The 23,714-nt window shown below is 57.8% G+C and carries 16 protein-coding genes and 1 tRNA gene; 9 read left to right on the top strand and 8 right to left on the bottom strand.

Annotated elements, in window-relative coordinates:
• Positions 1-16: 16 nt before the first annotated feature.
• From FYK55_RS15245 to FYK55_RS15260, 4 genes are all read left to right on the top strand, one after another.
• Positions 17-2,032, top strand: coding sequence for a multiheme c-type cytochrome (locus FYK55_RS15245; protein WP_150077303.1), 2,016 nt, complete (start codon positions 17-19; stop codon positions 2,030-2,032).
• A gap of 124 nt (positions 2,033-2,156) precedes the next feature.
• On the top strand, positions 2,157-2,576 hold the full coding sequence (locus tag FYK55_RS15250) for a hypothetical protein (RefSeq protein WP_150077304.1): 420 nt from the start codon (positions 2,157-2,159) through the stop codon (positions 2,574-2,576).
• A 365-nt stretch (positions 2,577-2,941) separates the two neighbouring features.
• Complete coding sequence (locus FYK55_RS15255; protein WP_150077305.1) at positions 2,942-3,562, top strand: YdeI/OmpD-associated family protein; 621 nt, start codon at positions 2,942-2,944, stop codon at positions 3,560-3,562.
• Positions 3,563-3,736: 174 nt separating this feature from the next.
• On the top strand, positions 3,737-4,186 hold the full coding sequence (locus tag FYK55_RS15260; RefSeq protein WP_150077306.1) for a VOC family protein: 450 nt from the start codon (positions 3,737-3,739) through the stop codon (positions 4,184-4,186).
• A gap of 127 nt (positions 4,187-4,313) precedes the next feature.
• On the opposite strand, the gene pap is transcribed toward FYK55_RS15260, so the two are convergent.
• Positions 4,314-5,792 carry a polyphosphate:AMP phosphotransferase gene (gene pap, locus FYK55_RS15265; protein ID WP_150077307.1) on the bottom strand — a complete coding sequence of 493 codons (1,479 nt, stop codon included), beginning with the start codon at positions 5,790-5,792 and terminating at the stop codon, positions 4,314-4,316.
• Positions 5,793-6,226: 434 nt separating this feature from the next.
• Between pap and FYK55_RS15270 the strand changes: the two genes are divergently transcribed.
• Positions 6,227-7,348, top strand: coding sequence for a glycosyltransferase family 2 protein (locus tag FYK55_RS15270; RefSeq protein ID WP_150077308.1), 1,122 nt, complete (start codon positions 6,227-6,229; stop codon positions 7,346-7,348).
• Here the strand turns inward: FYK55_RS15270 and FYK55_RS15275 are convergent.
• Genes FYK55_RS15275 through rfbF form a run of 4 tightly spaced genes read right to left on the bottom strand, consistent with a single transcriptional unit; the run spans position 7,324 to position 11,671 of the window.
• The gene (locus FYK55_RS15275) at positions 7,324-8,445 is read right to left on the bottom strand and encodes a Gfo/Idh/MocA family oxidoreductase (protein ID WP_150077309.1); all 1,122 of its coding nucleotides are present in this window, start codon (positions 8,443-8,445) and stop codon (positions 7,324-7,326) included. The genes FYK55_RS15270 and FYK55_RS15275 overlap by 25 nt on opposite strands.
• Positions 8,446-8,462: 17 nt before the next feature.
• Positions 8,463-9,740 (bottom strand): class I SAM-dependent methyltransferase, encoded by a 1,278-nt coding sequence (locus tag FYK55_RS15280; RefSeq protein WP_150077310.1) that lies wholly within the window; start codon positions 9,738-9,740, stop codon positions 8,463-8,465.
• 56 nt (positions 9,741-9,796) lie between these two features.
• The gene (rfbG, locus tag FYK55_RS15285; protein WP_201743724.1) at positions 9,797-10,894 is read right to left on the bottom strand and encodes a CDP-glucose 4,6-dehydratase; all 1,098 of its coding nucleotides are present in this window, start codon (positions 10,892-10,894) and stop codon (positions 9,797-9,799) included.
• Complete coding sequence (gene rfbF, locus FYK55_RS15290) at positions 10,895-11,671, bottom strand: glucose-1-phosphate cytidylyltransferase (RefSeq protein WP_150077311.1); 777 nt, start codon at positions 11,669-11,671, stop codon at positions 10,895-10,897.
• 505 nt (positions 11,672-12,176) lie between these two features.
• On the opposite strand from rfbF, the gene FYK55_RS15295 reads away from it, so the two are divergent.
• The 3 genes from FYK55_RS15295 (at position 12,177) to FYK55_RS15305 (ending at position 16,513) form a co-directional block, all read left to right on the top strand.
• Positions 12,177-12,488 carry a transposase gene (locus tag FYK55_RS15295; RefSeq protein WP_150077312.1) on the top strand — a complete coding sequence of 104 codons (312 nt, stop codon included), beginning with the start codon at positions 12,177-12,179 and terminating at the stop codon, positions 12,486-12,488.
• Positions 12,489-12,884: 396 nt separating this feature from the next.
• Entirely contained in the window at positions 12,885-13,937 is a 1,053-nt protein-coding gene (locus FYK55_RS15300; protein WP_150077313.1) for an Lpg1974 family pore-forming outer membrane protein, read from the top strand.
• 350 nt (positions 13,938-14,287) lie between these two features.
• Positions 14,288-16,513, top strand: coding sequence for an HTTM domain-containing protein (locus FYK55_RS15305; RefSeq protein WP_150077314.1), 2,226 nt, complete (start codon positions 14,288-14,290; stop codon positions 16,511-16,513).
• Positions 16,514-16,709: 196 nt separating this feature from the next.
• On the opposite strand, the gene FYK55_RS15310 is transcribed toward FYK55_RS15305, so the two are convergent.
• The 3 genes from FYK55_RS15310 to FYK55_RS15320 form a co-directional block, all read right to left on the bottom strand.
• Positions 16,710-16,783, bottom strand: a tRNA-Arg gene (locus tag FYK55_RS15310).
• A gap of 241 nt (positions 16,784-17,024) precedes the next feature.
• Positions 17,025-19,376, bottom strand: a complete 2,352-nt coding sequence (locus FYK55_RS15315) for an alpha/beta hydrolase family protein (protein ID WP_150077315.1) — start codon at positions 19,374-19,376, stop codon at positions 17,025-17,027.
• Between the two features lie 1,191 nt (positions 19,377-20,567).
• On the bottom strand, positions 20,568-22,148 hold the full coding sequence (locus FYK55_RS15320; RefSeq protein WP_235908716.1) for a family 16 glycoside hydrolase: 1,581 nt from the start codon (positions 22,146-22,148) through the stop codon (positions 20,568-20,570).
• Positions 22,149-22,398: 250 nt separating this feature from the next.
• On the opposite strand from FYK55_RS15320, the gene FYK55_RS15325 reads away from it, so the two are divergent.
• Entirely contained in the window at positions 22,399-23,706 is a 1,308-nt protein-coding gene (locus FYK55_RS15325) for an efflux RND transporter periplasmic adaptor subunit (protein WP_150077316.1), read from the top strand.
• Positions 23,707-23,714 lie beyond the last annotated feature (8 nt).

The raw sequence follows: 23,714 nt of genomic DNA on the forward strand, positions 1-23,714 counted from the left end.
AAGGTAGAATACACGCATGAATGGAGCAGTCATCGGTTTGAGTCTCATTGTGGGGCTGGTGTGCGGAGGGCTTGTCTGGTGGATCAAGCGTTCCTTGCTTGCTGCGCTGCTGGTGCCCGTCGCCGTGGTCGGCCTTGTTGCATTAGCTCTGCCGCCCGCGGTCGCGCCGGTGGTGCCGGCGCCGACCCCATCAGCGCCGGAGACGCTGGAACCCGAAGCGATGGCGTCCGCAAAGGAGGACGAATTACCGACGGCAGCCAAGCTCGCGGCATTTCGTCCCATCGAGGTTTCTGATCACGGCTATGTCGGCTCGGATGCGTGTCGCGAATGCCATCTCCAGAATCACGCGACCTGGTTCGACTCCTACCATCGGACCATGACGCAGGTGGCCAATCCCGAGGTGGTCTTGGGCGACTTCGATGACGTGAAGTTGTCGCACAACGGACAGGACTATCATCTGCGAGAAGCCGACGGGGTGTGCTGGGTAGAAATGCTCGATCCCGCGGCGATCCCGGGTACCCCCGAAGCGTCCAAGCGCGTTCAACGACCGATCGTGATGACGACCGGCTCGCATCACATGCAGGCCTATTGGTTCCCAGTCGGTGCCCGCCGGACCTTGGCCATTTTGCCGTTCGTCTTCCTGAAGGATTCGCAGGAATGGATCCCCCGGTCGGCCGCGTTTTTGAAACCAACGCTGGCCGGCGTTTCGCACGAAATCGGACGCTGGAACGCCAGTTGTAGTAAGTGTCATTCCACGCACCCGCAAGAACGTGAAATGACCGACCTGTCATGGGACACGCAAACGGCTGAGTTCGGAATCAGCTGCGAAGCCTGCCACGGCCCTGGCCAACAACACATCGCCTACCATCGCGATTTTGCTGAAGCAAAGGCCGCGGCCGAATCGCCATCCAGCGACCCGATCGTGAATCCAGAAAACCTGCCGCATGTCCGATCCTCGCAAGTCTGCGGCCAATGTCATTCGGTGCTGACCCCGAAAGGCGACCTTGTCAAAATCAACGTCCAGGGTGGCACGTTCCGACCGGGCGCCGACCTGAGGGAGGCCTACGACATCTGGCAACTTCACAGCCCGGAAATGGAGAAACTGCTGAACAACGAGTCGATGCACGACCGCGTGGTCAGCACCAATCGAGGAACATTCTATCCGGACGGTATTGTGCGCGTGGCCGGGCGAGAGTACACGTCGATGGAACAGTCGGCTTGCTTCCAGCAAGGTGAAATGAGTTGCTTGTCATGCCATCAACTTCACAAGGCGGCCGATGACACACGCAGCGAAAAGGAATGGGCGAACGATCAGTTGAAGCCGGGCTTCTACGGAAATGATGCTTGTGTCCAGTGCCACGATCAGCAGCAGTACTCAACGGCGCACACCCATCACCTGGCGGATTCATCGGGATCGAACTGTTACAACTGCCACATGCCCCACACGGCGTATGGCTTGCTCAAGGCGATTCGCAATCACACCATCACCAGTCCTGACCTGAAGCGGGAATTGGCTGCGGACCGGCCCAATGCGTGCAATCAGTGCCACCTGGACAAGACGCTGAAATGGACGGCGGACCATCTGCAGGATTGGTATTCGATCGATCCTCCCAAGTTGGATGCGGACCAATCGGAAATTGCAGCGTCGATTCTTTGGCTCCTGAAGGGGAACGCCGCACAGCGGGCGCTGGCGGCTTGGACGATGGGATGGTCGGAGGCTCAAGAAGCATCTGGCGACGACTGGCAATCGATCTACCTGGCTCAAGTCTTGAACGATCCGTATCTGGCCATTCGGTTGATCGCGCGCCGTTCGTTGCAAACATTCCCCGGGCTAGCTGACATGAAGCTCGAACCCCTGGGAACCGACTCCGAACGTGCCGATGCGATTCTGTCGATCATCTCTCGTTGGGACCAGGATCCGCACGAAGCCAATGCGGCGTTGCTGCTGGGACCGAACAACCGGGTCAAGACCAGCCAGATTGATGCCATCATGAAGCAGCGCGATGACACGCCAATGAATCTGGCTGAATAGACGTTCCAATCGCCGCGGCCAAAGACGTGCGTCGCCCCCCTGATGATTCGCCGGATCTCTTGCGACGGTTTGGAGGGCAATCATTCAGCATCGCACCGCGACAACGCCCGAACAACGCAAATCAATGTTTCAATTCACCATCAGAAAGATCCTGTGGGTAACGCTGTACTGCGCGTTGTGTTTTGCGTTCGTCAATGTCTTTGGATTTGACACGCTGTTCGCATTTCATATTTTCGGGATTCACTTCATCGTCCTCTGCGTGCTTCCGGTTGCGGTGCTTGAGTATCGCGGGTTTCATCGACGCTTCTCGATCGCCGCCCTGGTGGTTGAAGTCCTGTTCTTGTGGATCACCTACAACGAATGGTACCGGGACGATTTCTTGTTCGGATCGCTCATCGCATTCGCCATGGCCTACGTTGCCGGCATCTTGGCGGCAGCCGCTTATCGAGCCATCAAGCTGCCGGACGAACCTCGTGATTCCTGGCGCCCATTGGACATCGCCACCCGCGCGTTGGCCAAGCTGCTGCCTTCGGCGGATGCTTAGAACGATTCGGAAGTGAATATGAACCATCATCGGGCGTCGGAGATTCTTCGAAAAAGAAATTCGTGGCCTGCTTGCCATCCACTTAATCAACGCGATGGTTGAACTAGGCGAGATTGAAACGAGCCGAACTGCGGGAACGATCACTTGGCCCACTCTGGGCGGGGCAGTTTGCTACTTCGTCTCGGTTAGACTGTAGAGGCCTTTTTTTACTTCGTCGGGCACTCGAATCGGCAGATCAAGACCCCGAACGGCGGCTTCTTGTAAGTCGCCGGACGCCTTGTGCGAACAACGATGATTGAATGCGCGCGACCAACTGACAGTGTCACGCCGGATTGGCCAGAATCCATGTCGAGAATTTCAGTCACATGATCAAGAACGTCGACGACTATTTCGACAAAGGTTGCGGACGCTGCGATCGCTTTGCGACCGCGGACTGTTCGACGAAGCGGTGGGACGTAGGACTCAAAGAACTTCGTCGCATCTGCCTGCTTGCGGGACTGAACGAGACGGCCAAGTGGGGGCACCCGTGTTACATGCACGCCGGTCGCAACATCGCGATTCTGGGAGCTTTACGCAACGATTTTCGTCTCAGCTTCTTCCAAGCAGCCTTGATGAAGGACCCCAACGGCGTGCTCGAGAAGCAGGGACCGAATACGCAGCACGCCGACATGATCCGGTTCATCGATAGCGGACAAGTGGCTGAGATGGAATCGATCATTCTGTCCTATCTGCAAGAAGCGATGAGCTACGCCGAAGCCGGCATCAAGCCAGCCAAGAAGAAGGCCCAGATCGAATTGCCGACTGAGCTTGTGGACGCGATCGCGTCTGACCCCGAGCTCGCCGAGGCATTCGCCAAGCTTTCTTCGGGTCGTCAGAGAAGCTACGTCATCAACCTAAACTCGGCGAAGAAGCCCGAGACGCGGATCGCGAGGATCGCCAGGTTTCGCAATAAGATCCTTTCAGGGAAAGGCGCGAATGAGCGATGAAACCCGAGAAATCCGTGGTTGCTCGCTCGAATGAATCACCCCGCCCGGAGATTTCGACCGGCTGTCGATCCGCAACGCTCCTTCGCGACCAAAGGGCATGCCGAGTACTTCAGCCGCCAAACATGATCACGAGCATTCACCATTTTCGACACCGGCATTGACGACAAGGTAATCATGGAAAATCAAATCCACGAAGTCATCTCGTACCTGCGAGTCGCAGATGCGGCGAAGGCGATCGAATTCTATCAAGCGGCCTTTGGTGCGGTCGAAGACTTTCGGCTTTCGGAGCCCAATGGTCGCGTTGGGCACGCAGAACTGAAATTCGGTGAAACCACCATCATGATCTCCGATGAGTATCCCGAGTATGGCATTCACGCTCCCCAACCCGGTCAAGCAACCGGCTTCGCGATTCACCTGCACGTCGACGACGTGGATGCCCTGACGCAGCGGGCGGTTGCTGCAGGTGCGACGTTGACCATGGAACCCGCGGATCAATTTCACGGCGAACGGTCATCGAAGGTGCTCGACCCCTTCGGGCACGAATGGTACCTGGGCTCCAAGATCGAGGATGTCCCGCGCGAGGAAATGCAGCGTCGCTTCTCCGCCATGTTTGACAACACGTAGTCGCCTGTCGTCCGTCAGCGGTCGGCCGAGCCGTCATTCGATACAGGCCGGCATGCCGATCGCAAAAGCGCCTCGCAGTCCACCGCCGGAAAGCGACGAAACCCTTAACATTTGACAACTCCTGCAGCTACGTTCCGCCAATCGTATTCCGCAAGTGTTCACAAGCGGTTTCGAGAACATGAATGCGGGCGGTGTACTTGTCGTTCGCAGGAACAATGGTCCAAGGCGCATGCGAGGTATTCGTGTGTTGGATCATGTCGTTGACGGCTGACTCGTAATCAGCCCACTTTTCCCGATTGCGCCAATCCTCTTCGGTCAACTTCCAAGCCTTGTGTGGAGTCGTCTTACGTTCTTCAAACCGGCGAAGTTGCTCATCTTGGTCGATATGCAGCCAAAACTTGCAGATCATGATCCCGCTTTCCGCCAACTCCTGCTCAAATTCGTTGATTTCGTGGTAAGCCCTTTGCCACTCACCCGGCCGAGCAAAGCCTTCGATGCGTTCCACCAACACGCGACCATACCACGATCGATCAAAAAAGGTAATGTTCCCGGAGCTGGGCAAATGACGCCAGAAACGCCATAGGTAATGCTGCGCGTGCTCTTCATCGGTTGGTGCCGCGATCGGAATCACCCGATAGGTCCTCGGATCAAGGGCCCGCAAGATGCGACGAATGGCGCCTCCCTTACCAGCTGCGTCCCAGCCTTCGAAGACCAGAACGCTGGAGATCTTCTGATACTTCGCTTGCCGGCAAAGCAGATTGAGGTCGCCTTGAGATCGATCGCGTCGCCGTTGATAGTCTTTCTTGCTGAGAGACTTTTTTAAGTCGACGCTGGAAAGCCAATTCACGGGGCTGGGTGTGTACGCTCTCGATTCACTCGTCGGCTGGCGGCTATTCAAGCGAATCTTAATCGCTTCGAGTAGATGCTCCGCAATGGTCATGGAACGATAGCGATGGTCAGCACCGTCGATCACTCGCCAAGGTGCGTGTGCAACATCGGTAGCTTCAATGATCTGATCACCGGCAACCACAAAGCGGTCGTACATTGCCCAGTGCGCCCAATCCGTGTGTGTCACACGCCAGGCAGTGGCCGGATTCGATTCGAGCTTTCTTAACTGCTTTCTCTGTCCGCGTTTGTCTAAGTGCATCCAAAACTTCAAGATCAATGCGCCGTCTGCCGCGAGCGTTCTTTCAAATCGCCGAATGCGCTCGACATGCCGTGGGAACTGATATTCCGAAACTCGCTGTGCCACGGTGCCGAGCAGGACTTGTGAATACCATGCACTCAAGAACAAGCCGATCTGACCACGCGGCGGCAAGTCATGCCAATAACGGCGAAAGACGGGCCTTTCCTGTTCCGCATTCTCATCCATTGCCCGATCGTAAGCTCGATTGATCAGCCATCTCGGGTCCATCCATTCGTTCAGCAAATTGACCATCTCGCTTTTGCCCGCACCGTCCACGCCCGCGAAGAGCACAATGACGGGAAAGTCCGCTTGCCGTAGCGAATTCTGCAGCTCCAGCAATTCTGCTCGGAGAGCTGGCAAGCGAGCTTCGAACTCTTGTTTCTTAAGCTTTTCCGAATTCTTGAAGCTTGCCAGTCTCATCGTTGGTCTACCTTCGCGTTTTCCGAACTCTCTGCGATTTCACGCTTGTCAGTCTAGCGATATCGTGTCTCGACGGCACCGTTTGCCCCATCCCTTCGATACAGCCTCAGGTCCAGAGAACATCCTCGCATCTCGGCACTTCCCATGGATGACATTCGGAGCGTCCTTCGTGTCGAGTTCATTGCCGCGCACCAAACCATACTCGGATGCCATGCAGTCAATCTGTACCGGTTGTAGGCCTCGAAAAAACTCCTGTTGTTGTACCCTATTGCCCTGGCTATCTACACTGATCACTTTGCCCTGCGTGGAAGGGCCGAAGCCGCGAATGGGCTCCGGTGTGGGGGCTGAACCCGTGACGATGCGTGTCTCGACTGCCTCGCCGCGTCGTCGCAAGCCCCGCTGCGACGCTCCCGAGCGAGCTGAATTCCGCGTTGATGACTGGTATCGATACCAATGCCCCATTGCAAACGACAAGCGTGATCTATCAAGCCCCTCTGCTTTCGATCTGCATACCGACCTACTCCCGTGTGTCAATGTTGGACACCTGTCTTGCATCACTCCTACCACAGACTCAGCAGTATGCCGGACGAATTGAGTGCATCGTTTCTGATAACGCTTCGATCGACAGGACGTCAGAGTTGCTGAGGCAGTATCAGCAGGAGTTCACATTTGAAGTGTCGCGCAACGACCACAACATCGGAATCCTGGGAAACATCACCAAGGTCGCTGGCCAACTTGCCAAGGGCGACTATGTGTGGGTGATCGGTGATGACGATGTCGTGACCGCAGGGGCCGTTCAGCGAATCCTTAACTTCATCGAACGAAACCGGACCGTCGATTTGGTCGCGTTGAATGTCGGCTATCGTCCAGGTGATTCCCGACCCGCTGCGCTTGACGTGCGAGGTGGAATCACGGATCGTCCCAACTATACCTTGCGCCAGAGCGACAAGACCTCAATTGTCCCTGCCGAGGAGTTGTTCGCGGGCCCGACTGTTGATCTCACCGCGTCTTACTCGACAGTGATGCGACGTCGCTGGTGGGTCGAATCCTACCCCGAGCCGTATGTGGGCGAACCGTTTACCGACGTTCGTTCCATGTACCCGAGTGCCTATACGATCGCTGAGCACTTGGCAGGAGCCCGATGCGGGCTTGTCGGTGAGCCGTCGATCATGATTCACGAGATGCCGAGCTCGGATTTCAGCTGGGCCAAGTACCGAGGAATGGCGTTATTGCACGTCACGTCGTTATTTGAAATGTACGAACACGCCGGAATCCCACACGAAGTCTTACGGCCTTACTATCGTTACCAGCTCACAGACCGAGGCGACGCGCTCGGTGACTTGTTATGGAATCGCGACTGTGCCGGGGGATGGCGAGAAGCAGGCAAGTTTGCGATCCGCATGGGACGCTATCCCTGGCTGCTGTTCAAAGCATTTTGTATCGCGATGCTGCATCCCCATGCTCCCCGTCTCCTGTCGACGCCATTCCACCTGATGATGTCGATCAAGCGAATGCTGAGTCGGGCGCTTGCTCAACCCTCGATATCGGATGACTGATCTAGCAACGACACCCATTGGCAAACCGATTCACGCTGGTCGCGGGGATCGACCAACGGCAGATAATGCCCGATTGCCGCCGCTCGCGGGCCGAGGAGATCGACGGCGACGGCCAGTTGATGCGGATCCTTCGGATCGAACCCCTGGATGCGGATCGCGTCCCAGCAGGCCTGCTGATCTTCAACCAAACGACGGTTGGCCGAAACGGCGAAATCCACCGATTCAATACAATTCTGAATCGCCAAATCCCAATCAGTTGCGTCGGACGGCGAATCAAGTTCCGCCAGGAATTCATGAATCACTGCAGCCAACGGGCGAGGATCCCGCCACCGGTTGTCGGTCGTGCGACCGCGATAAGTGGTGCGTCCTGGCTCGGGAGAATAGTCCAGTTCTGCCTCTCCCTGGTTGATGACAATCCGTCGTTTCCGATTCACGGAACGGCGACTGACAGAGACATTGATTTCGGCATCTCGATGGCGATAGAACATTCGTGTCGCATCAGGTCGATAATCGACATCACAAACGCGTGCCGATTCGTGAGGCAACAGCAGGCGCAACAGCGACCAGACGTGTGGCAGGATGTCGTGCGCGAAGGTCGTGTGAACCGATGGAGATTTGCGCTCGCCGTAACGATCTTCCAGCCATGGGTCATGCCAGATCATGTCGATCGTATGAATCGGTAGGGAAGTGGCGAGCGCAGCGAAGTCGAGGGCGTAGCTTGCTCGGCTCAATTCCAAGTCAACTCCGACCAGCGTTTCTGTCTCAATGGACCGCTGCAGCAGCTGCCGAGCCTCATTTGTCTCCATCACGAGCGGTTTCTCGCACAGGCACGGGATGCCTCGATCCAGCAACGCATTCACGGATGGAAAGTGCGAATGCGGGCTATTCGCCACCAATGCCGCGTCCGCTTCTTCAAGTGAGTCAAGGGATCGCAACACTCGGACGCTCTGCATGCCGTGCTGGGCGACCCAATCGACGGCGGCTTCGTAGCCGTAATGGGTGATCCACAATACTTGAGCGACGTCAGGCACCTCAGAAAGCACGGACAGGAGCACACGGCTCCACCTCCCGCCACCGACCAGAGCAATCGTTCGCATCACTCGCGCATCCACCGTCAAATATCAAGGCGCTGCAGGCTTGGCATCGGCACGTAGAGCTTGGACCTCAATCCGCGTTCCCGCAGTTGCCGTGCGATCGGTTCCGCATAGTGCCATGCCAGAAGCAATACGGATTCCGGTTGTTCTTCGATCAATCGCTGATTGTTGACGATCGGGAGGTGCTGACCTGGGAGATACAACCCTAGTTTCAGCGATGTCGGTTGTTCGCAGAGAAAGGGCATCAGATCGGGGCCAACGCCGGCGAAGTTCAACAGCGTGCTGCAACGCCCCGGGCAGGAGTTGCCGATGACGGGATGTCCTCGGTCCGCTTCCGCAATCAAGAATTTAAGCAACTCATTCTTCAGCCGAATCGATTCTCGACGGAACCGCTCATAATAACTTGGATTCGTAAGTGTCTTCTCTTCCTCGGCCAGAATTTCGCTGACCGTCGCATCCGGCGTGCGGTGTTTACCTTTCGCGACATAGACCCGAATGTTGCCGCCGTAGCGGCTCACCTTCTCCGCGCGAACGACTTGAAAATCGTAGTATCCAAAGAGAGTCACCAACGACTTCAGGGAATAGGTCCGAAGGTGTTCATGGTAGATCGTGTCGAACTGCATGCGTTCCATGACTGGTACCAAATAATGGTTCTCCAGGACGAAGTAGCCATCATCCGCGACCAGAGTCTCCAAACCGTCGATAACATCGCCAATACTCGCCATGTGAGCGAACACGTTGGTTGCGGTGACGACCCGGGCGTGTCCGTGCGATTCGACGATCTGGCGAGCAGCCTCGCGATCGAAAAAACAATTGAGCACATCGACTCCCGCAGCCGTCGCATACTCCGCGATATTCGTCGGTTCGACTCCGACAACTCGCATCGAGGAATTGCGAAAGTGCTGCAGCAGCGTGGCATCGTTGCAGCCAATATCGACGACCAGGCTGTCTTCCGGCAAACGGAGCTGCGAGATGATGGAAGCAGCGAGTTGCTCTTGGTATTCCACCAATTCTCGCGTCACGCCGGTGCGGTAGGGGTACGAATTGTGATAGACAACGTCACCCGGGACAACGTAGTCAAGTTGCGACAACGTGCAGTTGCTGCACCACATTTGCCGAAGCGGGTAAAACGTTTCTGGTTCGCTCAACTGCTCGGCGGTCAACAAAGAATCACACAGCGGCTGGCAACCTAAGTCCAGAACCTCGTGAAGTTCCGGCGACCCGCAGACCTGGCATGCAGTCACACGCCCCAAAGGAATGTTGTGTCTCGGTCGATCGCTACTGGATGTTGCGGGCATAATCAGTACGGGTGGAATGAACGGAGGCACACCTGCCAGAAGGACCGTGAAACGACCTACGCGAGACTTTCAAATTGCTGAATCTGCTCCAGCGTCACGGACATGGCAGCCTCCCCCTGACGCACTCGATGGTACCAAGAGATCGTTTCTTCGACGGTTTGCTGAAGGCTCCATACGCATCGCCAGTCCAGCAGATGGTGCGCCTTGTCCGATGCGACATGCAGCAGGCGAGCTTCGTGAGGTGCGTCCGGATCGGAATCATCCTCCCAGCGTGGTGCCGATGACGGGTTGAATGCAGACCATGTCTTGGCAATGCAATCGATCAACGTGGCAACCGCAACGTTGCTGGATTGCGGTGGTCCAAAGTTGAACGCCGAACAAAGTTCATTGCGATCACCTTCATCCTTCGCGCTAACGATCCGTGCCGCCAATCGAAGGTAACCATGGAGGGGCTCGAGTACGTGCTGCCAAGGGCGAGAAGAATGCGGATTGCGAACGGAAATCGAATGATCTTTCGACAACGCGCGTATCGCATCCGGAACGATTCGATCTTCCGCCCAGTCCCCGCCGCCGATCACATTTCCCGCCCGAACGCTGGCGACGTAAATCCCGGCGTCATGCAAGAACGAATTTCGGTAGCAATCGACTGCCAACTCAGTCATCGCCTTACTGCAACTATAAGGGTCTTTTCCTCCGAGCGCGTCATTCTCCCGATACGCATATTCCCACTCATGATTCCGATAACACTTGTCGCTCGTAACGACGACGACGACGCATGTGCGATTGAGCGTTCGGATCGCGTCGAGCAACTGAAGCGTTCCCATCACGTTGACATCGAACGTCTCGATCGGCTCGTCGTACGACTTTCGCACAAGGGGTTGTGCGGCAAGATGGAAGATGATTTCGGGTTGCCAGCGGACCAAACATTCGCAGATCTCCCGGCGGTGACGGATATCGGCGATACGCTGCTCGATTTTTGATGCGAGTCCGAGCTGAGCATACAGCGAAGGATTCGTCGGGGGATCCAGCGCGAATCCCATCACTTCTGCGCGCCGATGCAACAGCCAAGACACGAGCCAGGAGCCTTTGAAGCCGGTGTGCCCGGTCACCAAGACGCGGCGACCGCGAAACGCGTCGAACAATTCCTCTGACACCTACCACACCTTCCACGGCGCTTTGCCCTGGTCCCACAATTGATTCAGGAAGATAAACTCCCTGTACGTATCCATGGCGTAAAACGCACCCTCGTGCCGGTAAGCGCAAAGCTGCCGATCACGGGCCAATCGCTCGAGCGGCTCTTTCTCAAACACGCAGTCGTCACCATCTATCAAATCCAGCACGCCGCGATTCAACACAAAGAAACCGGCACTGGCCCAAGCTTTGCTTTGTGGCTTTTCTGCAAACTGGTTGACGATTCCATTTGAGTCGATTTCCAATTCGCCTAACCGCGACATCGGACGCATGGTCGTAATCGTTGCCAGCTTGCCGTGCGATTTGTGAAACCTCATCAGGTCGGCGATGTTCAAGTCAGCGACTCCATCGCCGTAGGTCATCATGAAGGTATCGTCATCGACATACTTGGCCGCTCGCAGCACGCGCCCCCCCGTCATGGTGTGGAGACCGGTCTCGGCGAGTGTGGCCTGAAACACTTCTTCGTTTTCGTCATCGTGAAAGCGAATGTCATGCTCCGAGCCAACGCGGATTGAAAAGTCGCTGTTCATCGCACGGTACTGCAAGAAGTACTCCTTGATCATGTGGCCGCGATATCCCAGCGCCAGGATGAAATCATCGAATGCGTGGTGCGCGTAAAGTTTCATGATGTGCCACAAGATCGGTTTGCCACCAATCTCCACCATGGGCTTCGGGCGATATTCGGTTTCTTCCCGCAAACGCGTGCCTTGTCCTCCACAAAGTATGATCGTCTTTACCATCGTGCGTCCTGCAGCAAGCCCAAAGGATCGTTGCACATAGCCTTCAATCTCACGGCATTGACTCTAATCGTAATGGAATGCCCCTGAAAGTTGATCCAGGCTGATGACCAGGGGGTGGGTTGCAGAATCATGTTGGTCGTGCGTCGATCCCGGCACGGGCAAGCCCATTCAGCGAGCTGTGCGGGCGGAGTGGCTGAAGGTTTCCACCGACCGAGTCGCGGCCGTGTTTCGCGAAGAGACTGAACGATTCACGCGACAGGCACTCGTCACAAAGCCGACCGTGGAAGCTCCCGATGTCTCCGAAAGTCTCCTTCCGCCATCTTGGCCGGTTCGCGTTCATAGTCGATGGATCAATTCTTTGGGAAACAAGCCAGTGCCTCGAGTATAGCCTGAGAATACATCCCTCAAAAGCGACCAACCCGCGAGTGCGGTACCGGGCCCTCGACCCATCGACGCCGGCAGCCGAACCAATCGCGTCGGAGGCAAATCGCGAGTTGGGCCGCATTTGTCGTCATCGGACTATTCTCAGTCAAGCAAAGCAGCTTTTTCGTTCTCAGCCATTTCGCCTCGTGGCTACACCGAAGCGGTCGTTCGACTGACCAACGAGAACATCATCCGAGTTCTGGAGAATGTGTTCTGGCGGCTCGGCGAAGTCCCTCCTTCGATTGTCTTCGACAACACCGAGTGCGCTGTCAATCAGGCTGAGGGGCGTGATCCCGAACTGGATCCCAAGATCGTCGAATTCTCCAAACATTACGGCTGGGCCCCTCATTCCCGCCAGCCGACGGATGCCCGACGCAAGGGAAAGGGGGAATAAAACGAAGTCAGATGGCAGCGTCCTTCCGTTGAGAAGCGAGATCGTAGGAATTTCATTCTTTCGTGTGATCGAGACCAAAGCGCAGTCACAACGGAACACGTCTCGCTGATCAAGATTTCCCTCGAATATCGTTCGGAGCGTCCTTCGTGTCGAGTTCACTGCCGTGCATCAAACCGTGCTCGGATGCCGTGTAGTCAATCTGTGCCGGTTGTAGGGGTTCGTTTGCACATGAGGATTTGATCGGTGGCATTGGGTGTGCGATGTCGCGGCGAGGAAATTCGCCTCCGGGGGGTCTAAATCCGATACAGCAACGAGATCAGGAGAATCGAGAACACCTGGAAAGCGCCAGCGTCCGGTTTCCAATCAATTTCAACTCTCTCGCAATGGAGACCAGGGATGGGTCCAAAACATATCTTGCTAGGCGCTGTCATCGCCTTCACAATCGGCAGTCACTCCGCCAGCTACGCACAAGAGATTGAGCTCGGCTCCTACGACAACCTGCTGGATCGCGTTGAAAGACTGGAACAGAACGCATCAGCTCCCGTTCATCGAACTGCGCCCAGAACGTGTTGCTGTGATACCGGCCAAAAGGGATTCTACGGCATGGGCGAGCTCGTGTTTGTCGCGCCCTTTCAGACCAATTCGACCGGGATCATTGCACAAAACGATCCCGTCATCGAGCATTTAGATTTTGAATGGGATCTGGAAGATTCTTATCGTGTCGAAGTCGGATACCTTGGCGGAACCGACGGTTTTGGCTGGCGTGCTCGATACTGGCAGTTCGACAGCAGCACGTCGTTTGACGTCGACTCAAATGCTGGACTGGTCCAAGATGAAGGCGCTATCATCTGGACTTCAACGGACGACGGCGACACCATCATTGGCTTGGTGGATGTGGATACGGCGACAATGACTCAAAGCATCGAGACGGATGTCTTTGATTTGGAACTGCAACGCCAACTTGCCAAACCGCTGAAGATTAGCGGCGGGGTGAGGTACGCCAAAATCTCACAAGGATTCCTTGCAGAGACGGATGCAGGCATCGCGATTGGCGACATCGAGTTTGAAGGCGTCGGTCCGACCCTTGCAAGCGAGCTCGTCATGCCGGTTCGCAAGTCGGGTTTTGCGCTCTTTTGCAACAGTCGTGGATCGCTCTTGTTCGGCAACCAGAACTTTCGTGCCACCGACGATGACGGAGGAGAGATTCTGCTGATCGAAAGTGATGGTCATCTCGCCACCTCGCTCGAGCTTCAACTGGGAGGTGAATACCGATTCGCCAAGGGGCTCTATTTCCGAACTGGAGTGGAAACTCAGTACTGGGCGAATGTCGGCAGTCCCAATCCGTCCGCCATCTACACGGACGACTCCGACGAAGCAAACTCGGATGACCCGCGGAATGAGGACTTGGGTTTCATCGGCCTGATGCTGGAAGCAGGGTTTGTGTTCTGACCTGGGAGAGCCTTGGTGGCTACGGAAGTCAGGAATGCGAGAGGATCGGGCTTTGCTGGAAAGCGCCACTTTGGGTGAGCCGCGTGGCGCTATCCGCGGGTTCTCTCGCATCGATCGGAGGCTAGCGCCATGCCGCCCGTCGCACTTCAAATCCCGGTGTTTTGATTGAAAGTGGACGCTGTCCAGTGAGCGTCCAACGGAGCGCCGATGATCAAACACCGCGAGACGCAGCTGCGCGGCCGCGTGTTCGATGGAGATTTACCTTGACGTGCATCTCCGGGCCTGATAGTTGGAACGTGGCAGGATTTGTATTGCCCCACAGCTAGCCTTTCGATCGACGCTCCTCCGCAATGCCCCGTAAACGTGCCCCACAAAAGCGTGCTCGAGACTATGTGGCGGAGTTCAAGGCACTGCTCAGCACCCCCGTCGATGGAGCTTCTCTCGCGGCATTCCGAATTTGCTTTGGCCTCGTCATGGCGTGGCACATTGGCAAGTTCCTGATCCCCACCGATGGCGTACGTCCACTGGATCTGTACTACGTCAATCCGCCCTGGCATTTCACTTACCTCGGGTTCGAATGGGTCCGCCCCTGGGCCGAACCCTGGTTGTCGATCCATTTCGGTGTCGCGGTGATTTCGGCTTTGCTGGTCGCAGCGGGGCTTTTCTATCGGGCTGCAGCGACGACTTTGTTTCTCAGCTACGGCTACATCTTCCTGCTGGAAGCGACCAACTACAACAATCACTACTATCTGATGTGTTTGCTGGCATTCCTGCTCCTCTGCATGCCGGCTGCGACGCGTTTTTCAATCGACAACTTGATTGGTTTTCATCCGCGAGGGAACCAGGCACCTGCCAGCGAGTGGGCAGAGGGCATGATTCCATTTTGGCCGGTGTTCCTGCTGCGATTCCAGATCTTCATTGTGTATTTCTTTGGTGGGCTCGCAAAACTCAATACCGATTGGCTGACGGGAGAACCGTTATTTGCCATCGGCGATCAGCTTCGATTGACGGCGGATCGCCTGGTCGGCTTACCCGACAACGTGCAGACCATCCATTTTTGTTTGCTGTTGGCCTGGGGGGGGCTGATCTTTGATTTGGCGATTGGATTCCTGCTGCTCTGGAAACGCACCCGCTGGCTGGCAATCACACTGACGTTTTTGTTTCACTTTCACAACCATTTCATGTTCCCCATCGGTGTGTTTCCAACGATGGCGTTCACGGCATCCCTGATCTACTTTTCACCCGATTGGCCGCTGCGATTGACCAAACGACTTGGGGGCTTTGCGTGGCGGGCGAGAGAGCCCTCGGACTCCGCAAAGGTGACTCCCCATGCATTCCCAATGCCCGGCTATGCCTTCGCACTGGTCTGTCTGTTCTTAACATGGCAGAGTGTTTGGCCGCTGCGACACCATTTCATCTCGGGTGACGCGAATTGGACAGAGGAAGCGCAAGATTTCAGTTGGCGAATGATGCTGCGTTCCAAAGCAGCGGGTTACTTGACGTATCGCGTGGTGGATCCCGAGGTGCAGATCATCGACGGGCGGGGACGATCCCAGGTGGATTGGCAAGCATGCTCCGATGATGTTCCCAAAGCGGTGTACACATCGATCGACAGTCACCTTTTTCGATGGGATCATCATCCGGGACTTGCCGTCACCTATGAGCCCTCGCTCGGCACACGTGTCGTCTACAATTCACCGAACACCAGCGAAGCGAATGAACAATCGCTGAGTACCGAACGAGAGAGTCTGTCGAAACTCTGGCGATCCGCGTTCGGACGGGAACCGGAAATCGAGCAGACCATCTCTCTTGCCGAAGCATTGCAGTCGACTCGCGAGCGCGTGCGTGAAGCCGACACTGCAGAGCGTTTTGGCAAATCGTCGGTCGAGGCGGTGCTCTCATTGGTCTCCGAGCTCGAGCAAATGCTCGTCGAACGAGACCAATCGTCGAAGCCATCGGAAGTGACGCAAGTTGCCCTGACAAACCGACTGCATCAACTTTACCAATCTTTGTTGTTCCCCGACCTGCAACCGATCTTTGGTCGATTGCACCCGTTCCTGCTGCAGGGTGCCGACTTTACCGGCGAGCGTTTTTTGGTGCTGAGTGACTCCGAGTCAAAGACCAGCTTGGATCGGTCATCCTTGTTGAAGCTATCCGGTGGCGAACCGTATGTCGTTTGGGTTGATTTTTCGCGTTTGAGACCTGTGGATTGGCGAGGTTTGCCGCGGTCATTCGTTACTTTCGAAGATCGAAACCTGCACGTGATGTGGAACCACTTTCACGAAATGAATTCTCACCAGTTAGAACAATTCACGGTCCGGCCGAGGCTCATCCAGCAATACGCTCGACATGTTGCAGACCAGTGGCAGACGGCCACGGGCCGGCGCCCCGAGGTTCGAGCCACCAGCTACATCATGTTGAATTATCACTTTCCTCGTCCGCTGGTCGATCCGCAGGTCGATCTGGCAGCGGTGACGTACCTGCCATTCAAGCACAACCAGTGGATCTTGCCGCGATCGACCGAACGAATCAACGTCAGCAAAATCCAAACACCGAGCAACGGCATGCGTCGGTAACGCGGACTTGCCGAGTCAGTCTTGGGGTGTGGTCGTGCCTGGCGAATCTCCGGGCACCCAGAAAAACGCAATGCAACCGGGCCGCGCATCTCGCACCGAACTCAAGCGAGTTCGCTCGCTGCCAGCACATCGACTCATAGCGAGTCGGAGACGCATAAGAAGTTGCAAGTGACGCAATGGCAATGACTTGCAAAAGTACACCCGGAGGGATTCGAACCCCCAACCCTCGGTTCCGAAGACCGATGCTCTATCCAGTTGAGCTACGGGTGCTTGGCTGTTGGTGCGGAGAGTATGTCGCCACCGACGCGGTTTTGCAAGACGCTTGCTTCGTGAGGTGAATGCCGGAATTTGCGGCTTCGCTGGTCGCTGTGCGGGCGGAGGATGCGAGCTTGGGCCGTTGCTGGCAAAGTGCCTGGAGCGTGTGTGGACGGGGACAGGCGGAGCCTGGAAGACAGTGGGTTCCAAGGCGGGAGCCTTGGAACCAGGGTGGCCCGGGAGCCCCGGGGCCCGCTCAGGGACGCAGGAAGTGTTCGAAGAATCGATAGATCACTTCGTTGGAATCCGCGTTCGGTCCATGGTCCGGGCGGTTCGTCATCGCGACCCGGTCTTCGTGGCCCAGGATGCGATTGACTTGAACCGAATGGTTGAGTGCCTGCCAGCGACTGGGCGGATCCTCCGCTCCGCCGGAAACCAAAAACGGCCGCGGCGCCATCAACGCGTGCAACTCGTGCAAGTCATGTCCCGCCGCACGCCAACGCGGGTATAGCCCCCGCGCCGGATTGTCGACGGTGATCACGCCCCGCTTTCGCCATGGTTTGGGATGGTACCCCAAGTACCAGGGCTCCCAGTAATTGACGTTCGGACGCGTTTCATCAAACACGATCCCCGGGTCCGACCAGGCCCCGCAGGCGAATTTGTCAAACAGGCACGCAGAAAACATCGCCCACTTGCCACCGAAGGAATGACCCACGATGCCGATGCGTTTGGAATCCACTTCCGGACGCGCGGCCAACACGTGCCAGGCGTTGGCCGCGGCACACGCCAACATCGAAAGCGGCTGGACCTTCGCATCCGCCAGACTGGGATAGTAAAGCGAATAGGACTTTGCTTCGGTCGCCTCGGTGGTTCCGATCGAAAGCGTGACGAATCCGCGGCGGGCCAGTTGCAGCGCAAAGTCCCGATAAGATTTTCCCTGTCCGATTGCGGTCTCCGGTTCGTAGTAGACCGTCACCACCGCCGGGTGCGGCCCCGGGCTTTCGGGCACCAGTAAATATCCCGTCGTGGACTCGTTCGGCGTCCAATCGAATCGAATGCGATGCTGCGTGAAACCGTCGCGCGACTCGGTCTGCAGGATCTCCACCTGCGGTTCGGTGATCAATTCCGGCCACGGCCCCAACGCCTGCTCCCACGTTTGAAGGATTTCACGACGGCGCCGTTGCCAGTCGCCCGCTGTTTTCACCTGCCGCCCGTCATCGAACTGCAAAGGCGATCGGTATTCGCCCAGGTCGTCTTGATACACGCGTGGCGGTTGAAAGTAGTCGGCGATCGATTCCCACCGCTGCGGGTCCGAAAGATCGGACGTCCGCGGCGACACTGCTTGCGCCGGCCCGTTGGGCTTGCTCCATCGCAGTCGCGCGACATGAACGCGATTGTCGCTTCCATACTTTTCCACTCCCGCCGGCTGCATCCATTCGGTCACCGTCACCCAGGTCTCTTCCGGCGAAACATCGACGACACCGAAGTTCCCCAGACGCGCTCCGCGTTCGGGCACCAAGACCTGCTCGGTCGATCGGCGAACCTGCAAGGTGTCCGGATCGACACGGGCCATGAACAGCGGGGCACGATGCCGGAAGACGTGATCGTTGTCAGCACCCCGGCGCGTGTAGACCAGGTACAACCCGTCGCGATGCGTGACCCAGTGTTGCTGGGTGTTGTAGTTCCCCAAATCGCTGCCGTCGTCAAACGTCCAGCGTCGCGGCGGATCGAAGTGCAGCCCGTCGTCGCTGACGCTGACATACCCGTGATCGTCGTTGCGCATCGTCAAGTAATAACGTCCGCGGAAATGCGTCAGCGACGGCTCGTACAATCCGCGTTTCACCGGAACGGACAACTCGGTTCCATGCCGCAGGTAATACAAATCGCGACCGTCAAAACGACAGCGACACACGGTGACCGAATATTGTGTTGATTCGGGCCGCTTGAAGTAGATCGGTAGCAACACGTCGCCGCCCAACAGATCCACCCGCTGAACACTTCCCGACCCGGCCGAGCGAAACTTGGGCTCGTCGGGCAACTCCAACGTCTTCCAATCCCGCCACCGCTCCCGGCCTGGTTCGTACACCGAATAGGCGACGCCGCGTGGCCGCACCTTCATCACATGATTGTCGCGGTACCAAACCGTTTGTCCGGTCCCCAGCAATCGTTGGCTAGCAGCGTGCCACTTCGGCGTGAAGTCACAGACCGTCGTCTGATCGCCCGGCTGAAGCAAATCTGGTGCGATCGAGGCGCCGGTCGGGGGATTGCCCTTGCCGGAAAAGGTTTGGCGGACGAAGGGATCCAGCTGCACCGGATCGCTCCACGTATTCCCTCCATCGTCCGACCGAGTTTGATGCAGGGCATAGAACACGTCGGATCCGGTGAGCAGCAGCTTTTGCATCGTCAGGATCACCCGCGGCGTCTCGGTCGCGTTGCCCGGCATGCCTGGCGGAATTGCGCCGGCACGGGCATGTACCCAACACTTCTGGCCGTCAAAACCTTGGTGCGCCACCGTGCGGTCGATGGTGTAGGACAACTCGGGCGAGTCGGCGAAGGATAGCCGAGGGAGGAAGACGATTGCCAGTACGGCGAGAGCAGGACGGGGCATGGCGGGAGGTACGGGTGAGGCGGGAGAGGGCGTACGTCAGGGAGGGGAGGCTTGACTCTCTTCTCGTGGAGGAGACGTTGCTGTCGCCACTTCGCGGCTGGTGCGTATTTTGGGCAGCCGTTTCCGTCGGCTGACGCCGACGGCAGCGCGCTGCCGTCGCATTGCGACTGGAGGTCATGCCGTTGAATTTCAGAACGGCGAATTGAGTGCTACCGACGCTCGTGCATTTCTCGACGCAATTCATCGAGCTGCCGCCGCAGGTCTTCGATCTGCGTTTGCAGTTCCCGCGGAGGCTGATGTCCGTGCATCTCCTGCTCGGTCGCGCGGGCCTGATCGGCGATCTGTTCGGCCATGTCGTGAAGACCGGCCGCGCGCAGGTGTTCTTCAGCAGCGCGAAGATGCTCCAACCGCTGACCGATGCCGTCATGCGGTTCGTGCGGCGGGCGGCCAGGCGGACCGGGGTGTGGCGGGTGATGGGGTTCCATGCCGCGATGTTCTGGGCCGTGATGTTCTGGGCCGTGATGTTCTGGACCGTGATGTTCTGGACCGTGATGTTCTGGACCGTGATGTTCTGGGCCGGGTGCCGCGGGAGCGTTCGGTGGGTGCGGCGGCGGGCCGGGCCGGCGGGGCGGTTGCGGCCCTCGACGGTCCTCGTTGCCGCGCGGCGGTCCGGACGGACGTCGGAAAGCTCGCGCGGATCGACCCCGTCCGGGGCCTTCCAAACCTTCCCGATCGATGCGGCGTCGTTCGCCGCGATCCCTTCCTTCACGCTCCATCCGCTCACGCTCGCGTCGTTCCATCTCTTCTCGGCGTTCCAATTCCTCGCGCTCGCGGCGTTCGATTTCTTCCCGCTGCTGCATTTCCTGACGTTCCCGCCGCTCCATTTCTTCGCGTTCTTGGCGTTCCCTTCGTTCCCGATCGGCACGCTCTCGGGCTTCCTGTTCGACCCGTTCGCGTTCGGCCTGCTCGCGTTGCAGCTGTTCGCGTTTCGCTTGCTCGATCTGCTCCTTTTGGACGCGTTCAAACTGCTCTCGGACGGCCCGCTGGATCGCTTCGATCTGCATGGCGACTTCACGTTTGAGCTGTTCGCGGTCGCGTTGCTGCTGGACCAGCCGTTCTTCGATGGCTTGCAACGCCACCTTTGCCGACGGTTCGCTAGCGTTGCCCGTGCGGACCGTGGCCGCCTCCCGTTCAGGACGCTGCTGGGCCCGCTGAGACAAACGCTTGGCTTCCTCCAACATGGCGGCCGCCGCTTTCTTCAGATTGACAGCCTCCAGTTTTTGCCCCTTCGCGGCAAGCTCCTGCGACTGCCGCTGCATCTGCAGGGCCTGCTTGCGCAGATCGTCGATTTCCGAGGCGGAGGCCACCGTGGTAGCGACCAGCAGGGGTATCAGGTACAGAATCGATCGCGTGTGTCTCATGATTGACTCCGGTGAGAATCGGGAACGGGGAAGAAACTGATTTCATCGGGCATCGTTGCCCCTCGGGGTCGGGTGGTTGCCGGGTGGAAGCGTAGACGTTGCAAAAGTCCACCGGTCCGGTGGGCATCAAAACCAATGGCGCGGATTCGCCGCTTGCGCCGCCGTCGAACGGCGTCTCATGTCCGTTGATCACCACGCTGTGCTTGCCACCTCGGGAAACGGCTTCGATCCGATTCCAACGCCCTTCGGGTTGCAATTGGGAACGCCACCGCGGATCCTGCAAGTCGATTTGAAACACGGGTCCGGCGTGGATGGCGACCGTGCTGGCAGGATCCTTCAAACGGACGTCGACGACAAAGCTGAGGTCGCCGAACGATTGCGCCGACGTCAGTTTTCCTCGCTGTCCAGCGGTCCCCTGATACGCCAGCACCCAATCGTTGCTTTGCCAAGCTTGCGGTTGTTCTGCTGACCAGCCCTCCAGGTCCAGCCCCGAGTACAGCGATTCATACCCACGATCGGCGATGGCGATGTGTTCCGGGGCGATTTCGGTCGCCGGCAACTCGCGAATCTTCACGTCTCGATACTCGACGACGCCGCCTTCGGATTCCAGACAGATGTAACCTTTGCGGGGCACGCAGTCCTTGCCTCGAGTCACGACCTTGCCGTTGACCGCGAGCGAGACTTCTCCGTCACGACATTCGATCCGATAGTGATTCCATTGCCCGGCCGGCTTGGAACGGAACTCGGTCGGGAAAGCCCGACTGCCGCCGCGACCGTTGAAAGGCGTCATCGTCGCCCCGTGGATCGGAAAGATGTCACCATGCGTGGTGTGGCTTTGGTTATTCCCGTAGTCGTTTTCCAACACCTGGACTTCAATCCCACGATGAAACGGCACGCCGCGCGAGGTGATGTCATCTGCCCAAACAAAGATTCCGGCGTTGCCGCGAGGAACCATGTGCCGCCACTGGAGTTCCATCACAAAGTTTTGATACATCTTGGCGGTACGGATCTCTCCAATCGGCTTCCCTGTGCAGTACAGCACCCCGTCTTCGAATTTCCAGGTGCTGTCCGGGGTATTGGTCCGAACCCATCCTGTAAGCGGACTGTCGGTCAACAGCGGTTGAAAGTCATCTTCTGACTGAGCAACATTGCTGGCGGCCAGGACCAGCAAGATGCCCACGAGGATGCGTACGATCGGGGCTTTCACTCGGTAGCGGAGAGGGTAGCGCATGGTGGTCGAGAGGAAGGAGTCGACGAAGGCGGGATCAAGCGGGGACAGGGAGGTCTGCACGGCGAACCGGAACGCAAGAGTCGGACAGGCGAACGCCAGAACGACGAATGCTGGACACACGACAACGGGATCGGGCGCGGCGACGGTCGGCAGCACAACCTAGCAGCATAGCAGACAAAACCGCTCCAATCCGAACCTGACAAACCGCTCCCCCGGACGACCGCGGGTTGTGCCGCCGATCCACCGCCGCGAGTCACCGGGATCTTTCCGTTCAGACGGCGGTGTCCTCGGCGCCGGGAAGTCAAGATTCTTTCCTGAGCTATACTCTGTGACCAGCGACCGCTTCCCACCTGAATGCCTGCCTACCTCCATGCTTTCAAACGCCATTCCCCGTGACCGCGCGGGCACCTGTCTGTCTGTCCTGCTGTCCACCCTGGGGCTCCTCCTGCACGCGTCGCCGGCGGCAGCGCAGGGCCGCGGGCCGGCGCCCGTCGTCGTCGCTCCGGTGATCCAAGACGAGGTGTCACCGAGCCAAGCCTTTGTGGCAACCGTCCGTCCGCACCGCAAGAGCGTGATCGGCAGTGCCGTCGATGGCCGCGTCGAATCGTTCAACGTCGATGCCGGCCAATGGGTCGACAAGGGTGAGGCGTTGGCCGATTTGAGGATTGCCACGATCGACATCCAGATCGGTGGTGCCGAGGCCGAGTTGGAACTGCGTCGCGCCGAGTTGGAAGAACTTGAGAACGGGTCGCGGAAGGCGGAGATCGAACTTGCCCAGGCGACACTGTCGGCCGCCAAGGCCGCCAACGATTATGCCAAAGCCAAGCTCAAACGGGCCGAACGCCTGTACCGCTCCTCGGCCGGGTTCTCACAGGATGAATTTGAAGCAGCCAACAGCGAAGCGTTGACGACTCTCGCGAGGTTGCAAGAAGCGCAAAGTTCCCTGAACCTGGTGGAAGAAGGGCCGCGTCAGGAACGGATTGCTCAAGCACGGGCAAAACTGGTGATGCAGGAGAAGATCGTTGAAGAGCTGAAAGACCGCAAAGAGAAGTACACGATCAAGTCGCCGTTCGCCGGATACGTGACCGACGAGCTGACCGAGGTCGGTGCCTGGCTGAGCCAGGGTGACCTGGTGGCCGAGGTGATCGAAATCGATCCGGTGGAAGTGGAAGTCTACGTGCCCGAATCCAGCATTCGATTCGTCAAGACCGGGACGTCGTGCCAGGTCATCGCGGAAGGACTGCCCGGTGAATCCTTTGACGGGACCGTCGATCAAATCATTCCCCAAGCGGACAACCGTTCGCGAACGTTCCCGGTCCGCGTCACGGTGCCCAACGATGCGGAAGCGATCAATCGTCGGCTGCTGCCGGGCATGCTGGCTCGAGTTTCGTTGCCGACCGGAGATCCGGAGTCGCAGCTGCTGGTTGCCAAGGATGCCGTGATTTCCACGGCCAGCGCTTCGATGGTCTTCAAGCTCAGCGGTGAGGGGACGCAACAGGTTGCGGTCAACCTGGGACCCGCGATGGGCAGCTGGATCGCGGTCACCCCGGTCGAACCCGGTTCCCTGTCGACCGCCGACAAGGTCGTCACGCAAGGCAACGAACGTCTGCGCCCCGGCCAACCGGTCAAGGTCATCGGCGAAGACGAACCGCCGAAGCAACCCTCTCATTCGCGCTGAATCCCAAC

The sequence above is a fragment of the Roseiconus nitratireducens genome, from assembly GCF_008629675.1.
GTDB lineage: Bacteria > Planctomycetota > Planctomycetia > Pirellulales > Pirellulaceae > Stieleria > Stieleria nitratireducens.